We start from the raw sequence: 15,736 nt of genomic DNA on the forward strand, positions 1-15,736 counted from the left end.
AAAGATGAAGAGAAAAGAATTGAATATCGGTCTGTTTGGCTTCGGCTGCGTTGGGTATGGACTGTACGAGGTACTGCACAAAACACCCGGTTTGAAAACTACCATAAAAAAAATATGTGTAAAGCAGGCAAACAAAGCCCGCCCTATCTCAACAGAAAATTTCACCCTGAACAAGTATGATATTCTGAATGACCCGGAGATAAACGTAGTGGTTGAGCTGATAGATGATGCAAATGCTGCTTTTGAAATTGTTGCAGAGGCGCTACGAAAAGGGAAAGCTGTGGTATCTGCCAACAAGAAAATGATTGCAGAGCATTTTGAGGAATTGCTGGAGTTGCAGCGCGCTTATAATGCGCCCCTGCTTTACGAGGCTGCCTGCTGTGCCAGTATCCCGATCATCCGTAACCTGGAAGAGTACTACGACACCGACCTGCTTACCTCTGTAGAAGGCATTGTGAACGGCTCCTGCAATTACATCCTCTCTAAAATCTTCTCCGAGAACCTGGATTATAATCTTGCACTGGCAGAGGCGCAGGCACGAGGTTTTGCCGAAAGCGACCCAAGTCTTGATACAGGCGGCTCTGATGCCAAGTATAAACTACTGCTGCTAATTGCCCACGCCTTTGGCCTGGTCCTAACCCCTGACGACATTTTTACGCTGGGCATTGACAGAATCGGGAATGTAGAGCTACAGTATGCCCGCGAAAAAGGCTATAAAATTAAACTGGTAGCGCAGGCCATCAAAAACTCCGACAACTCCATCTGCTTCTTTGTGATCCCGAAATTTATAAGCCCGGACTCGAGGCTTTATACTGTGGATGATGTGTTCAACGGTGTTATTACCCACACCAGCTTCGCAGAAACCCAGTTTTTTGTTGGCAAAGGGGCTGGCGCTTACCCAACTGCCTCAGCGGTATTGTCAGACTTGTCGGCGCTTACTTACGATTATCGCTACGAATATAAAAAGCTGCACCAGTTACAAACCGTGGTACCAGGCGAAGACATTCTGCTAAATGTGCTGCTTACCGCCAGTAAAGATCTATCGTTATACCTTGGCCTGTTTGAAAGCATCGAAGAAACCTGTACCAGAAGGGATGGCAGCTATGTTATAGGCACTATTCCGTTAAGTAATTTAAAACAGCTTATCAAAGAGCCTGCTGTATCGGTGGTATTGCGGAGTATTGAGTCGCAAAATGAAGTAGAGGTAGGCAAGGTAAACTCAGGTGTGTTAGAAGTAGAGACGCTGGAGGAGCAGACTGTATAGGTTGGATGTCAGTTGCCTCTACCAATTGTTCCCTTAAGGGCAGTGAGAACAGGAACTCTATACGTATGGCGCGAGCGTCCTCGCTCGTGTCGAACTATAGTTGGGCCTCTGGCCCAGTCGGATTACAAATTACGAGTGGTCGGAAGAAGAGCCTAAGTAACTTAATGTAGATAGTTGTTTATCTTTTAGACTCACATTGATCATCTTAAAAGAGTACTCATTCTAAATTAGGTCAACTTCCGAACACTCCTAATTACAAATCCGACGCATAATAAGACACGGGTTACAAACCCGCGCCAGCAAATGCAGAATGAAAGAGCCCAGCTCTCGAGGGGTAACACTTAAGCTGACATTTCGAGCTACGGTAGAAATCTCAAAAGAATTCTATAAAGATCTCTCCTTACGTCGTGATGACAGCATTTAAGGAAAAGGTTGGAACCGCCCTAAGCTATTACATCACACTTTCTTCTGCCCCTGACTTCCCCCCTTCTGCTTTTGCCATTTGCTGCGATATAATGCTGGCCGCCAGCAGTTGCAGGGCATGGTAGATCATGATGGGGAGAAGTATAATGCCTACCATGTTTGCGTCCGGGAAGAGCACTTTCGACATAACCGTGCCGTGCACCAGCGATTTTTTGGACCCACAGAAAATGGCCGTTATCCTGTCTTCGCGGTTAAAGCCAAGCAGTTTGCTAAGCAGGCGTATTAAACCGTAAACCAGGAAAAACAGCCCTGCCATTACTGCCCCAAGTATAAACAGGCTGCTGAAACTGTAACCACTGAACATGTCGCGGGCAAACGACTCGCAGAAGGAAGTATAAACGATGAGCAGGATGATGACCTGGTCAAACAAGCGCATCTTGCTTTTATTATTCTCTGCAAAGTTGCCCCAGTAGCGATGCAGCACAATACCAAGTATAACCGGCAAAAGGACCTGCAGCACCAGCTTGCCCATAATGCTCCAGATATCAAATCCTTCGCTGCTAGCTTCCAAAAACAACCCCATCCAGAGTGGTGTGATAAATATTCCGATCAGGCTGGAGATGCTGGCATTGAAAATAGCTGCCGGTATGTTACCCCCCGCAATAGACACCATCACCACCGACGAGGACACAGTAGAGGGAAGCGCTGCCAGGTAAAAGGTACCCAGCCAGAGCAGTTCCGCTTTACTCCCCTCAAAATAAGTATGGAAAGGCAGCACCAGCAACGGGAAAAGTATAAATGTGCTAAGCTGTACCGCCACATGCAGTCGCCAGCTGCTCAGGCCAGCTTTAAGCTTTTCGGGACTAAGGCGCAAACCGTAGAAAAAGAAAATCAACGATACACCATACCCTGCGATGTCACCCAGCGAGATTGGCTCACGGTCTGTGCCCAGTTCCGGCCACAGGTACGCCAGCCCGATCATACTTACCAGAGCAAGTATAAACCAGTCCAGGCCAAGGCGGGATGCCTTTACAGCGCGCGGGATGAGTGCAATGCCCTTTGGTTCAGATGGCGGCGGTTGGTTCACAGAGGATGTATATGTAACGAGATGCAAAAAGCAACGGCCCCGAAGTATGATTCCGGGGCCGCATCAGTATTTTGATTATACTTTAGAAATCAAGCAGGTCAATTGTTTCCAGTTCGTATTCAGTGGTGTCTTCCTCCACGGCATCCGGGGCGGTCACGATCAGGTCGCGGGCACGGCCGTAGAGCTTCACGTTCGGGTAGAGGTTTTCATACTCCTCCTGACTGATCATGCCCCGGCGGCGCATAATACCGCCGATAAGCCTGTAGTAATACCCTTTGTGGCTGCGCAGGTTTCCGTAACTGTCAAAAGACGACCGGTAACGTTTCGGGCTCGGGATAATGCTGGTCAGGAAGATGGCCTCGTTCAGGTTAAGGTCGGCCGGTTCTTTTCCGAAGTAAAAACGGGCCGCGTCTTTTGCACCATACACGTCAGGGCCCCATTCTATTATATTCAGGTATACCTCAAACATGCGGCTCTTAGACACCAGGTTAAGGTTTTCTATCAACCAGACGATAATGGCCTCTTCCACCTTACGGCCCACTGTTTTCTTGCGCGACAGGAACACGTTCTTAACCAGCTGCATTGAAATGGTACTGCCGCCACGGGCAAACTCACCCTCTTCCAAGTTCTTGATAATAGCCTGCCGGAACGCTTCTTCATGAAATCCCTTGTGGCTGTAAAAACCGGCATCCTCGGCTGTAAGTATGGCGTTGCGCAGGTACGGCGACACCTGACTGATAGGCACATAGAACGGATTGGAAGGCCCTACCGTAAATGTCCGGACCGGCTTGCCATATTCGTACACGGTATGTACAAATGAGCCTTTGATCTTCTCGATGTTGGTGTTACCCCACTGCAGTATCTTAAAGTCTTTGGAGGCATCCAGGTCTGAGTTGAACACGACTTGCTTCAGGCTGTCCATGTTCACGTGGAACTTCATGTTATACTTCAGTTCGCCCTGCGCCTTTATGCCGTCGAGGTTCTCGAAAAGGCCGGCCGGCAAGGAGCTGAAAAAGTCGTTTGCCTTTACCCAGTCGGTCTTTACCTTCAGGTCGTATACTTTGGAGGGCTTGCTTTGGTAGGCGGCATAAACGTTCGCCTCGGCGGTGTTTACCCTTACTTGCGTGGCGCTGTCCACTACAAACAGGTTCTCGCCAAGCGTCAGCACATAGTCTATGGCGCTTTCTTTCACCAGAATGTCCTCGTCGTTCAGCTTAGGGTGGTTAACCAGCAGGTTATTCACCATGGCCCGGCCTTCAATGGTCAGTTTCTCGTTACGGTAGCGTTTATCTGTAAGGCTCAGGTGCAAAGTATCAAACGCCACTGTTCCGTCATACTTTTCCTTTACATAAGGCATCCGGATTCCGCCTGAATTTACAGAATAAAGGCTGGCCGAAATGTTGTAATCTCCGGCATCGATGGTGCCGCGCACCCGCATGTTGTTCTGTATCGAATCCGCCAGAATAGAAACCTGCGACTCTACATAGCCATCCTCGATACGGAGGTAAGGCATTTTAACATCAATAAAGCGGTTCGGAGATTTATAAGAGGCGTTCAGGTTGGTGAAATCGACTTGGTCTGGCACGTTATCAAAAACCGTCTCTATCACGCGGTTAAGTATGTGTCCATAGTTGCGGCCCTTGGTGGTATCAACCGGCTCTTCGGGTTCGTCCTTTTTAAACAGGAAGGCAAAGTTGGTCACGTCGCCGTTTTTCCGGGCAGTCAGGTAGCCATCTCTTACCTCGAGGCGCTTAAACACGATGCGGCCTTTAAATATGGAGCGGAAACTTATGGTTGCATACACGCTGTCTGTGGTAAAAAGCGTGTCCAGGTCATGCGGTACAAAGGAGATGTCGTTTAAGACTACAGAGTTCCAGTCAACAAACTCGGCATTCCCGATGTTAAAGTCTGCGGGATACTTGTTCTCTACTTTAGCGATTACCCGCTCTATGGTATATTGGAGCACTCTGCTTCGGAAAATAAACAGCAGCACTACCAATACCAGCAGGAAGGCCAGCACACTGCTACCCCAAATGAGTATTCTTTTTTTCAATCTACGGTCCAAAACTTTTCAGGTGCGAATTAACTAATAAGATTTGTATCTAAAAAAATGCGTTTGCAATAATAATTACACATTAAACACCTATACGTAACTATATATTGTACTTGTTATTTAAAAGCGTAATACGTTTGTTTGGCGCTTTGGATATTAATAACACTGGCAAGTTAGCAATCTTTCTGCCAGCGCACAGTATACTTTGCAGCTGCCCCACACAAACTACCTAAAGCACAGGCGCTTAATTTAGCTTTTACGTGTGCTGCGCCTATTCCGTAATCAAAATCTTGACAAAAGTACTCCGGCGCTTTTCTGGCTTACTTTGGCAAAGAAGATTATCTTTGCCTGATAACCTTCGCTATCATGAACCTGACAACACTTACTGCTATTTCACCGGTAGACGGACGCTACCGCCGCAACACATCAGAACTTGCTGGTTATTTTTCAGAGTTTGGCCTTATCCGGTACCGGGTGCTTGTAGAAGTTGAGTACTTTATAGCACTTTGCGAGCTGCCCTTGCCACAATTACAGGCCATAGACAAAGCCACCTACCCTGCGCTGCGTGCCATCTACCAAAACTTTACTGAAGCGGATGCCCTTGAGATAAAGGATACCGAGAAGATCACAAACCACGACGTAAAGGCGGTGGAGTATTTCATCAAAAATAAGTTTGATGCGCTAAACCTTGCCGAATATAAAGAGTTCATCCATTTTGGACTGACCTCGCAGGATATTAATAACACGGCTATTCCGCTGTCGATGCGTGAGGCCGATGAGCGTGTGCTGCAGCCGGCCTACCAGCAATTGCACCAACGCCTGAGCGAGCTTGCCATGGACTGGAAAGAAGTGCCAATGCTGGCCCACACGCACGGGCAGCCTGCCTCCCCTACCCGACTGGGCAAAGAGTTTATGGTATTCGCTGAAAGGCTGGAGGCGCAAATGGACCTGCTACGTCAGGTTCCGTTCTCGGCAAAGTTTGGCGGTGCCACGGGCAATTTTAACGCGCACCACATCGCTTACCCAAGTATAAACTGGCCTGACTTTGGTAACCGATTTGTGCAGGAGTCGCTGGGCCTGAAGCGCAGCCAGTATACTACTCAGATTGAGCACTACGATAACCTGGCCGCCTACTTCGACGGATTAAAGCGTCTGAACACCATCCTGCTTGATTTTGCGAGAGACATCTGGCAGTACATTTCGATGGGCTACTTTAAGCAAAAGATAAAAGCAGGCGAAGTTGGTTCTTCGGCCATGCCGCACAAAGTAAACCCGATCGATTTTGAGAACGCAGAAGGTAACCTAGGTATCGCCAACGCCATACTGGAGCATCTTTCGGCTAAACTACCTATATCCCGCCTGCAGCGCGACCTCACGGACTCTACAGTACTGCGAAATGTGGGTGTGCCGCTGGCGCATATCCTTATCGCGTTAAAATCTTTGGAGCGCGGCATCGGTAAACTTGAGCTGAACCACGCCGCCCTGAACCAGCACCTGGAAGAGAACTGGGCCGTGGTGGCAGAAGGGATTCAGACAGTGCTTCGCCGCGAAGGATACCCACAGCCATACGAGGCCCTGAAAGCACTTACGCGCAAAAACGAGAAAATGACCGAGCAATCCATCCACGAATTCATCGAAACGCTGGATGTGAATGATAAGATCAAGCAGGAATTGAAGGGAATAACACCTTTTAATTATACTGGCGTGGATCTGATCGGATAACCATACTTAACACATCAAAAAGCCCCTGCAGTATTTGCTGCAGGGGCTTTTGATTTTATGCCCTGCTCAAAAGTTTGGGTGCCTGGGAGATAAATTTTACCCCTTTACGGATTTATTTCCGGTTTTACCGTTCAATACCTGTAATCCTGAAGTGCCGCGCATTTCGGAGAACAAATTATACTTGATAAAAAGTAATGAACGAAGATAAATACCTGCCCTATACCATTTTATTTTTACGCCTGGTCCTGGCCTTTACCATGCTGTCGTCGGTGGCAGACCGCTTCGGATTTTGGGGCGACACCGGGGATAAAGGCGTCAGGTGGGGTGACTGGTTTAATTTTGCAGGCTACACCCACACAGTTGTGCCTTTTTTCTCCAGAGGTTTCGGAGAGAAAATAGCTACTGCTTCCACACTGATGGAGGTAATCCTTGCACTTATGCTGCTGTTTGGTTTCAGGATTCGGTGGGCCGCTGTCGGTGTTTTTATACTTTCCCTGCTGCTGGCAATGGCGTTAAGCATCACATTTGGTATTAAAGAAGTCTTTAACCAGCAAGTGTTTGTAACAATGGCTGCCAGCCTGCTGTTGGCCTGCATGCCTGTTTATAAATGGACGCTAAACGGTATAAAAAAGAAATCGGTGTACAAGCATTATTAAACTGCCTGGGCTGGCTGCCTTACCAATTCATGCTCCAGGAAATAGGCTAAGCTAAACTTTGCGTCAGAAAACCTGGACGTATTGGCATCTGTGCGTTGCTCCACTTCAAAATCGGCTTCGTTAAACGGCCGGTAGAAATACTCGTTTGCCGGGGTGTATGGCAACTGCTTATACTTCTCGCCTGCCAATGCCGCCAGTTCTGCCATCGAGTAATCCTGAGCCCCTAACAATACATCCACGGTCTTACCTTCAAATGCAGGATTTAGTAAAAGCCCTGCAGCCACATGGGCCACCTCATACGATGAAATGTAGGGCAACTTTAGATCGGGCAGGTAGGGTGTGTGCAGTCCCCAGTTCAGGTTCTCGAAAAAGTTGGCGCAGCGCAGGTGTTTGATGTGGATACCGGGCAATTTGTTCAACTCCTGCTCCATGGCCACTAAGCGCGTGGGCGCACCGGCTTTTTTTAGGATGCAGTTGCTGATGTTTACAATGTGCCTCACGGGGCTGCCTGCCAACAGCTTACCCAGGCGGGCAGCCGTAGCAACAGGGTTCAGCAAAGACTCGTTGGGAATGGTAAGGAAAACACGCGAAGCCTTCGCAAATGCCGCCTGCAGAAAGCTGTCATCTTCAAAGTCTCCTTCTAAAATAGTAGCCTTGCCTTCAAACTGCTGCAAACGCGATAGGCTACGCCCCACAACGGCTACGTTTGCTCCAGCGCCTGTTAAGGCTTGTGCTATTTTACTGCCAATGTTTCCACCGGCACCAAACACAAGTATAAGATCTTCTTTCATAGGTTATTTTGTAGCTAATGGAAATCCGGAGGCAAAGTAAGTTAAAAGCGATTTATACTTTGCACCGTTCCAGACACATAGCACCGTTACCCAGACATACGACAAATTCAACATCCCAAAGTATAATTATACTACCAAGGTAGACCATTCAGGTCTATCTCATTCGGGTTGATCTGCTCAAGCTGGCGTGGTGTCAGCAGCATAACGTTTGAATCGTACAGTGTTCTGCCTGACGGTTGATCGTAATATAGCGTTGGATGTACCTGATGCCATCCCAGTCGACTGTAAAACGGCAGCAATGCATCGGCGCAGAGCAGTAAACCAAAGTCACAGCCTAATTCGTTAAACAGGAAGCTTTCTGTAGTTCTAAGAATTTCTGATGCGTAGCCCTTGCCCCGAAATGCTTTAGGTGTAATTACATTGTTAATGCCGGCCACCTTATACTGTAATCCGTCTATGGTTACCTCACGCAGCACTACATTATAAAATGTGGCTATACTGGCAACATCATACTTTATAAAACTCCAGTCAGGCTTTGACCAGGTATGTGCCTGCACAAAGGGAACATGTCCGAATTCATTATCTATGTGCCCCTGCAACTCGTTACGGGTAGCTTCATCCAGGTCGGGGTATTTTATACTTTTAATCACAGTTTTATACTTATTGGAGTTTATCAGGTGCTTAATTAAACCGCAGGGATACCGTCTAAGAATGTCAATTCCGGTTGTTAAACTTTATCGGCCAGCTCCCAGGTGGCCTCAACAAATCGCTGCCAGCTAAAGCGTTTTTTGTACCTGTTTATGTTCTGCGTGAATCCCGGGGCATCCTCTGAAGTATAAAACTGAAGTATGGCGCTGGCAATGGCATCAGGTTCGGGCTTAACCACATAGCCTACTTCCCCATCGGGCACAAGTTCCGAGAGCCCTCCCACCCTGGTAACCACCATCGGTTTATCGAAATGATAGGCTACCTGTGTAACCCCGCTCTGGGTGGCGTGCTTGTATGGCTGCACCACCAGGTCTGCAGCGCAAAAATAGTGGCGTACTTGCGAGTTAGGTATGAAATCGGTCCGGAGCACAAGCCGGTCCTGCAGGTTGAGTTCCTGTATTAGCTGTTGGTAGGGCGCGGCATCTTCGTAAAATTCACCGGCCACGATCAGCTTTAAACCAGCCAGGGCTTTAACACGATCATCTGCCATGGCTTTAAGCAAGATGTCGAGTCCTTTATAAGCCCTGATAAACCCGAAGAACAAAATGTAGTTATAATTCAGATCCAGGCCCAGCGCTTTGCAAGCCTCTGCTTTAGACTCTGCAGTACCAAAATTGTCGTAAAGCGGGTGTGGCAAGTATAAACTTGGCTTTCGGGGCTCGAATTGTTCCAGGTCCTGCTGCACCGATCGCGACATGGTTATAAAGCCATGGCAGGCCTTCAGGAAATACTTGGTAAAGGGCACATCGCCGGGGCGTTTCTCGTGTGGCACCACGTTATCGGTAATAGCCAGAATGCGGCTATACTTGTTTCTGCGGATGATGCGGGCAATGGTACCCAGGGCAGGCCCCATGAACGGCAGCCAATACCGGAATACCACCAACTCGGGCCTCTGCCTGGCAATATACCAGCCGGCAAGCCACCAACTAATAGGATTTATGGAGTTGATGAGTACTTTTATACTTAAGCCTTTGGGTGCCGGCTCATCGGAGTACTGGCTTTTGCCCGGAAACAGGAAAGAAGGGTATTGCAGGCTAAAAGTAACGATCTCCACCTCATCGCCAGCCTCCTGGAAAGCATAGGCCAACCGTTCGTTAAAGGTAGCCATACCTCCGCCCCGCAAAGGATACGCAGGACCAACGATCACTACCTTTCTGCTCATTATCGTTTCAGGGCGCCTACCTTGTCCCGTATCAGGTACTCGTTTTGCTTGTTAGAGGCCAATGAGATCATTTCGGCCAGGAAGCCAGCCAGGAAAAGCTGCACACCAAGTATAACCGCCACCAACGCCAGGAAGAACAGCGGCTGGTCCACGATATCACGCACACGCCCTCCGGTGTACACGCCAAGCAGTTTCTCCATGATAAGCCATACGGTTATTCCCAAGCCTACCACAAACATCAAAGTGCCCATTGTACCAAAAAAGTGCATCGGGCGTTTTTTGAAGCGGCTAACGAAAGTAATGGAAAGCAGATCCAGGAAACCATACACGAAACGCTCCAGACCAAACTTGGTGGTGCCATACTTTCGTTCCTGATGTTGTACTGGCTTTTCGGTTATTTTGGTAAAGCCATGCCATTTGGCAATAACCGGTATGTAGCGGTGCATTTCGCCGTGCACTTCTATACTTTTAACCACCAGTTGGCGGTATGCCTTCAGGCCACAGTTAAAGTCGTGCAGCTGTATACCCGACAGTTTGCGGGTAGCGGCATTAAATAATTTTGTAGGGATTGTTTTACTAAGCGGGTCGAAACGTTTCTTTTTCCAGCCGCTAACCAGGTCATACTTCTGGTTCTTGATCATGTCGTACAGGGCCGGGATCTCCTCAGGGCTGTCCTGCAGGTCGGCATCCATCGTGATCACCACCTCGCCGGAGCAACGCTTAAAACCCTCATTCAGGGCGGCAGACTTGCCATAGTTACGGTTAAAGCTAATGCCCTTTACCGCATTGTCGTCGGCACCCAGCTGATGTATCACATCCCACGAGTGGTCCGTGCTGCCATCATCAACAAGAATAACTTCATAAGAAAACTCGTGCGCGTGCATCACACGTTTGATCCAGCGCACGAGTTCAGGTAATGATTCCTCCTCGTTAAAAAGAGGAACTATTACCGAGATATCATAGGGGTATTGCATGTGTTATTCAAACTCCGGTCTGCTGTTCTTAATGATAGCAGAAATAATCAGCGACAGGATAAATCCAACTATTAACGTAATTACGGCCGTGCCTAAAATCATCATCACCGGCCCCTGAAAGTTTTCAGCCACTTTCATACCGGCATCAATCTGTTCGTCAGAGTAACCTTGCGTGATCATTTGCTCACGCTGTTTCTCCATAACTCGTGCCATGTACTCTGTATCTACAAACGAAGTATAGATCCAGGTGAACAGGCCGGTAAAGAGACCAAAAATAACTGAAACAAGAGAGCCAATGCCCAATCCCTGCCCATAAGACATGTGGCCAAGGTTAAGCGCCTTGTATTGTTTCATGGCTAATACTATACCTCCGATCAGTATCAAATAGGCCAGGCTACTTAGCAGGCGGTTATCACCAAGGTCTGCCACCATGATGATCAGAGAGTAAACAACTCCTATCAATCCGGAAAGTAAACCATACTTTATGGCAACAGAACTTACAGATGCTTGTGGTTGAATTTCAGTCATAAGATTAGTTTTATGGTTTGGAACAGTTATTTACGGAAAAACACTGCGGCTACTAATGAGAATACCCCACCCACAAAAATCCTACGCAAAAAATCATCGGCAGCCAGCATACTTGGCGTTATAGCATTAAGGGCTTTATACCCTTCTTCAAACATTCTTTCTCCGAGCAATTTTATTTGCTCTTCACGGGTTTCTTCAAGCAATGCCTTCATCTCGGCAATGTGGTTCTGTAAGATCTCTGGCCCGGCAAAGCTCACGAACAGGAAAACCAGCATGGCAGTGCTTAGCGCCGTGTAAAACGAAACCGACAGACCTACCCTAAACCCACGGCCAAAGCCGATCTCGCCTTCCTGAAAAAGCTTGTAGTACCGGATGGCCAGGAATATAAAAACCGGAATTGGCAAATACGTCACGCGGCCCATATCCCCGAAAGGGTTGAAACCCACAAAGTATAAGGCCACTACCAGCGCAAAGCATAACAACCCGCACAAAACGCCATAGCGCACCCCAACTCTGATTATAGTTTGATTGAACATGTTTGTCTTAAAGCTCCGGCTTAACAGAAGCTAAATATAAGTATAAAAATATTAAAAAAGATTAATGCAGTACCACCTGCCCTTTATGGATGATACCCAGCACACGTCCTTTCAGCTCTTTGCCATAGAACGGTGAATTTCTGCTTTTAGACAGCGTCTCTGCCTCTGTTGGCACCCAGGTCTGATCCGGCTGGAAGAGTGTTAAGTTAGCCGTTTCGCCTTCTTTAATAACCGGAACGGGGCGGCCAAGTATAGCACGGGGCCCGGTTACAAACTTATCAATCAGCAGTTCAGTAGACAATGCTCCAGAAAAGGCAATGTTAGCCACAGCAAAAGCTGTTTCCAGGTTTATGATGCCAAAATCGGCCAGGTCAAACTCCAGTTTTTTAGATTCAGTATCTTGTGGCATGTGTGCGGAAACCAGCGCATCGATCGTGCCGTCCAGGAGGCCCTGCTTTATAGCATCCGCGTCAGCCTGGCTCCTGAAAGGAGGTGCTACTTTATAGTTTGTATCGAAAGGCATGATGTTTTCATCAATAAAGCTAACCTGGTAGCTGGCAACATCACAAGTAATCTGCAGACCCTGCGCTTTGGCTTTACGAATGGCCTCCACTGAAGCTGCCGTAGAAACCAATGAGAAATGCATCTTACCACCTGTATAAGCCAGCAACTGCAGATCGCGGGTAATGGCTACTTCTTCGGCCAAAGCGGGGATACCCTTCATGCCCAGTTGAGTGCTTGTTATTCCCTCGTGCATCTGCCCATGCTCCGAAAGGCGTGTGTTCTCCGGTTTGTTCATCAGTAAACCATCAAACAACTGTACATACTGCAGTGCCTTAAGTATAACATCTGCTCCCTGCAAAGGCTTAGTTCCGTCAGAGAAGGCTACTGCTCCCGCCTGGTACAGGTCGATCATCTCTGTCAAGTCCTTTCCTCCGGTATCGACAGTCGCGGCAGCCACCGGATGTAGTGTTACAGGCAGGTAAGCAGAATGGCTTTTCAGGTAGTTGACTGCCCCTTTTGTTTGCAGCACAGGGTTGGTGTTGGGCAGGCAGAGTACTTCTGTAAATCCGCCTTTGCTTGCAGCTGCTGCTATACTTTGAATATCCTCTTTGTACTCATGCCCCGGCTCGCCAACGTAAGCATGCAGGTCCATCCATCCACCAGACACACATAAGCCCTCTGCTTCCACTACTTTATCGGCTTCCGGCTCATCAGCACCTATGTAGGCTATAGTGCCGTTCTCTACAAGAATATGCTTTTGCTGTAAATGAAAAGGAGACTGTGAATTATAAATTGTTGCTGCTCGGAGAAGTACTTTCATGTTAGAGGAATCTAATAAGTGCTATTTCGGCCATCAGGAAAAACAGACACAATATTAGGCAATATTTCCAAAGCTTCACGCCAAAATATCTTTTTTCGAACTCTCCCTTCACAGAAAACGCATCACCATAGTCGTAAACATGCACATTTTTCTTATTTCCCAGCAAAGCTTTTAACTCGTCCGGTGAATACTGGTCAAGCTCGGACTCGCTTTTGCTGTAGTTGAAGGCAAGTGTAGCAAGCTCTTTATCCTGAAGTTTTAAAGTATAAAATCCAGCCTTGTTCAGCTCTTCAGGGATGTTAAAGTATAGATTACCCCCTCTTACTTGCTGTTCAGGTATAAAAGAAAGACTATCCTGCTGCAATTCAAAAACACCTTCCTTCTCAGGTATAGCTTTTAATGGAATACGGATTGTAGTGCCTCCCATGGTGTAGGCCAGTGCCTGTTCTTGTTTATAACCGGCTATGGCCAGCTTATACATTACCGGCACAAACAAGGCATGATTTACAAGACTGTTGTATGCTTCATCCAGCGGGGCAGCTATCAGAAAAATTTTACCATTCCCTCTGTCAAAACGCGACAAATATGGGGCACCACCTTTAAACTCTAGTATATCCTCCGAAGACTTTGACCAAACCAGCAACCTGCTCGAGACCGGCATGGTCATTCGGGCATCATAACCAGAAAATATACTTTTAAAAAAAGGCTGGTTGGGGTCCGGTGCTGCAAGCGCAGTTTTGGTAACCTGGTCTGGGGCAGACAGCATGGAGGCTGAAATATTAAGCTCCTGAAACAGGTTGGAATAACTGCCTGTATTTAGCTTTGTTCCAGGACTAAGTATTACTGTGCCCCCTGACCTGACATAATTTGTTAAAGTAGATGCTAAAGCAGTAGATAAGTTATTAATGTTATTCAGCACTACCACATCGCTTGCCGCTATTGCAGCATAATCAGGGTTTGAGGCCGAAAACGAATTGAATTTGAAAATAGGCTCATTACTGAACAGACGGCGCAAAGGACTTGCTTTATCTTCATCGATTTCTGTTACCGCTATACTTGAGGATGGTGTCAGTGTGAAGTAATAGGTATTGTCAAAATCAACCGGGAAATCGTCTACCTGTACATATGCTTGCTGTGCGGTGTTACCTTGCAAACGGAAATTTAAAACAGCTTCGGCGGTTTGTTGCGGCGGCACATCTAAACTTAATGCAGCCACCTGAGCATCATTTAAAAACAATTTAACAGGCACATCTTCCATTACAGACTTACCTGTATTCCTGATCTTTACATGAAGCACATTATCTGAATTGCCCCGGATAAATTCATCCTCGAGGTATACAGAATCTATGGCGATATTAGTATTAGAGGCACCAGCAATAGGCACTATATGAACCTGAGCTGTAGAATCAAGGCGCTGCAGAAAAGCAGAATTAAAAGTCCGTTTCTGAAAATCAGAGAGCACAAAAACATGGGAAGGTTTGTAATAGGCACTGGAAAACGATGGGAAAGCAGTAGCAGTAAAATCCAGCTCATCCAGGTGTACTTTAACATCCGAAGCACTCAAAGCCTTTGTCTGACCATATTTATTGCCGGCCATAACAGCAAAAGCAGTAGATGACGGAAAAAGATTGACAATTGATTTACCTCTTTCCACAGCACCTGTAAGTACAGCGTAATCGTGTTCAGCCTGAATGTTCTGAGTACTGAAGGAATTGTCCACTAGCAAAGCTACATCAGAGGTATCAGAGCTTACTCCCTGATCAGAGGCAGGTATAAACGGCTGCGCAAAAGCAAACACTAGAAAAATAATAAACAGAATTCGCGCTAAAAGTATAAGCAGCTCTTTAAGTGTCCTTTGGCTGGAAGTAATATCCTTAGAAACCTGAATGAACTTGATATTACTAAAGACAATACGTTTAGCCCTGCGAAGCTGAATGAGGTGCAGTATTACGGGAACTGCAATAGCTGCCAGGGCAAACAAGAAAGAGGGATATACAAACGCCATAGTTAAATTTAAAGAGGAATGCCGCTAAAAGCAATATCAAGCCTGCATCTATACTTGTTAAGTATAACTATAGTTAACGCAAAAGGTAATAAAATGGTATTTCAGTAAGTGTAAACCTGCAAGGGTGACAAAGATCGCAAACGAATTACGTTAGCAGGCAAGGCTTGGGAAGTGGTCGGTCCATTGCTGCCGGTTTAAACAAAAAGCTCTTTCGGACTTCTTTGTCTTAAAGCAAAACTCTTAGGGCCATCCTTATCCCTGAATTCTGCGACGCGGACAAGGATGTAGCAGCAACTATAAACCCGGAAAGAGATGTTCGGATAAGCTTTGTAAATTCATAAAACCAACTGGGTAGTCAAGACAACTTTAACCCGACAACAGGAACCTCAACATGTCCAGGAGAATGGGGTCAGCAGGCCAGGGGCAGAACAGGCTGAGCGCCCTGGCACGGCGGCACGGCTGCCAAAAGGGAACGGACCCGGGCATTGGAGGAACTATACGCC

Annotated in this window: 13 protein-coding genes; 3 read left to right on the forward strand and 10 right to left on the reverse strand. The window is 47.2% G+C overall.

Translation table 11 applies throughout. The features are described 5' to 3' along the window. Positions 1 to 4 precede the first annotated feature (4 nt). Positions 5 to 1,264 carry a homoserine dehydrogenase gene (locus AC4BAP_RS13010; protein WP_490583091.1) on the forward strand — a complete coding sequence of 420 codons (1,260 nt, stop codon included), beginning with the start codon at positions 5 to 7 and terminating at the stop codon, positions 1,262 to 1,264. 451 nt (positions 1,265 to 1,715) lie between these two features. Here the strand turns inward: AC4BAP_RS13010 and AC4BAP_RS13015 are convergent, their stop codons facing one another. Then, on the reverse strand, positions 1,716 to 2,732 hold the full coding sequence (locus AC4BAP_RS13015) for a bile acid:sodium symporter family protein (protein ID WP_490583110.1): 1,017 nt from the start codon (positions 2,730 to 2,732) through the stop codon (positions 1,716 to 1,718). Between the two features lie 124 nt (positions 2,733 to 2,856). Continuing rightward, a complete protein-coding gene (locus tag AC4BAP_RS13020) occupies positions 2,857 to 4,827 on the reverse strand; it encodes a biosynthetic peptidoglycan transglycosylase (protein ID WP_490583092.1) in 1,971 nt (656 codons plus the stop codon). 366 nt (positions 4,828 to 5,193) lie between these two features. On the opposite strand from AC4BAP_RS13020, the gene purB reads away from it, so the two are divergent. Then, complete coding sequence (purB, locus tag AC4BAP_RS13025; RefSeq protein WP_490583093.1) at positions 5,194 to 6,549, forward strand: adenylosuccinate lyase; 1,356 nt, start codon at positions 5,194 to 5,196, stop codon at positions 6,547 to 6,549. Positions 6,550 to 6,743: 194 nt separating this feature from the next. Then, positions 6,744 to 7,205: a DoxX family membrane protein gene (locus AC4BAP_RS13030; RefSeq protein WP_490583094.1), complete on the forward strand. Its 462-nt coding sequence runs from the start codon at positions 6,744 to 6,746 to the stop codon at positions 7,203 to 7,205. On the opposite strand, the gene AC4BAP_RS13035 is transcribed toward AC4BAP_RS13030, so the two are convergent. The 8 genes from AC4BAP_RS13035 to AC4BAP_RS13070 form a co-directional block, all read right to left on the reverse strand. After that, complete coding sequence (locus AC4BAP_RS13035) at positions 7,202 to 7,996, reverse strand: SDR family NAD(P)-dependent oxidoreductase (RefSeq protein ID WP_490583095.1); 795 nt, start codon at positions 7,994 to 7,996, stop codon at positions 7,202 to 7,204. The genes AC4BAP_RS13030 and AC4BAP_RS13035 overlap by 4 nt on opposite strands. A gap of 131 nt (positions 7,997 to 8,127) precedes the next feature. Next, a complete protein-coding gene (locus AC4BAP_RS13040) occupies positions 8,128 to 8,646 on the reverse strand; it encodes a GNAT family N-acetyltransferase (protein ID WP_490583096.1) in 519 nt (172 codons plus the stop codon). A gap of 77 nt (positions 8,647 to 8,723) precedes the next feature. Further along, positions 8,724 to 9,866, reverse strand: a complete 1,143-nt coding sequence (locus tag AC4BAP_RS13045) for a glycosyltransferase (protein ID WP_490583097.1) — start codon at positions 9,864 to 9,866, stop codon at positions 8,724 to 8,726. Next, on the reverse strand, positions 9,866 to 10,840 hold the full coding sequence (locus AC4BAP_RS13050; protein WP_490583098.1) for a glycosyltransferase family 2 protein: 975 nt from the start codon (positions 10,838 to 10,840) through the stop codon (positions 9,866 to 9,868). Before AC4BAP_RS13050 ends, AC4BAP_RS13045 begins: the two co-directional genes overlap by 1 nt. Positions 10,841 to 10,843: 3 nt before the next feature. Continuing rightward, on the reverse strand, positions 10,844 to 11,368 hold the full coding sequence (locus tag AC4BAP_RS13055) for a DUF4199 domain-containing protein (RefSeq protein WP_490583099.1): 525 nt from the start codon (positions 11,366 to 11,368) through the stop codon (positions 10,844 to 10,846). A 26-nt stretch (positions 11,369 to 11,394) separates the two neighbouring features. Next, a complete protein-coding gene (locus AC4BAP_RS13060) occupies positions 11,395 to 11,904 on the reverse strand; it encodes a DUF4199 domain-containing protein (protein WP_490583100.1) in 510 nt (169 codons plus the stop codon). Between the two features lie 61 nt (positions 11,905 to 11,965). Next, the gene (locus AC4BAP_RS13065) at positions 11,966 to 13,228 is read right to left on the reverse strand and encodes a dihydroorotase (RefSeq protein WP_490583101.1); all 1,263 of its coding nucleotides are present in this window, start codon (positions 13,226 to 13,228) and stop codon (positions 11,966 to 11,968) included. A 1-nt stretch (position 13,229) separates the two neighbouring features. Next, complete coding sequence (locus tag AC4BAP_RS13070) at positions 13,230 to 15,233, reverse strand: BatA domain-containing protein (RefSeq protein WP_490583102.1); 2,004 nt, start codon at positions 15,231 to 15,233, stop codon at positions 13,230 to 13,232. Between the last annotated feature and the right edge of the window lie 503 nt (positions 15,234 to 15,736).

The sequence above is a fragment of the Pontibacter sp. GD7 genome (assembly GCF_058216375.1).

Coding starts and splice junctions, on each gene's coding strand:
- AC4BAP_RS13010 (WP_490583091.1), top strand. CDS start 5: ATGAAGAGAAAAGAATTGAATATCGGTCTGTTTGGCTTCGGCTGCGTT.
- purB (WP_490583093.1), top strand. CDS start 5,194: ATGAACCTGACAACACTTACTGCTATTTCACCGGTAGACGGACGCTAC.
- AC4BAP_RS13030 (WP_490583094.1), top strand. CDS start 6,744: ATGAACGAAGATAAATACCTGCCCTATACCATTTTATTTTTACGCCTG.
- AC4BAP_RS13035 (WP_490583095.1), bottom strand. CDS start 7,996: ATGAAAGAAGATCTTATACTTGTGTTTGGTGCCGGTGGAAACATTGGC.
- AC4BAP_RS13045 (WP_490583097.1), bottom strand. CDS start 9,866: ATGAGCAGAAAGGTAGTGATCGTTGGTCCTGCGTATCCTTTGCGGGGC.
- AC4BAP_RS13050 (WP_490583098.1), bottom strand. CDS start 10,840: ATGCAATACCCCTATGATATCTCGGTAATAGTTCCTCTTTTTAACGAG.
- AC4BAP_RS13055 (WP_490583099.1), bottom strand. CDS start 11,368: ATGACTGAAATTCAACCACAAGCATCTGTAAGTTCTGTTGCCATAAAG.
- AC4BAP_RS13060 (WP_490583100.1), bottom strand. CDS start 11,904: ATGTTCAATCAAACTATAATCAGAGTTGGGGTGCGCTATGGCGTTTTG.
- AC4BAP_RS13065 (WP_490583101.1), bottom strand. CDS start 13,228: ATGAAAGTACTTCTCCGAGCAGCAACAATTTATAATTCACAGTCTCCT.
- AC4BAP_RS13070 (WP_490583102.1), bottom strand. CDS start 15,233: ATGGCGTTTGTATATCCCTCTTTCTTGTTTGCCCTGGCAGCTATTGCA.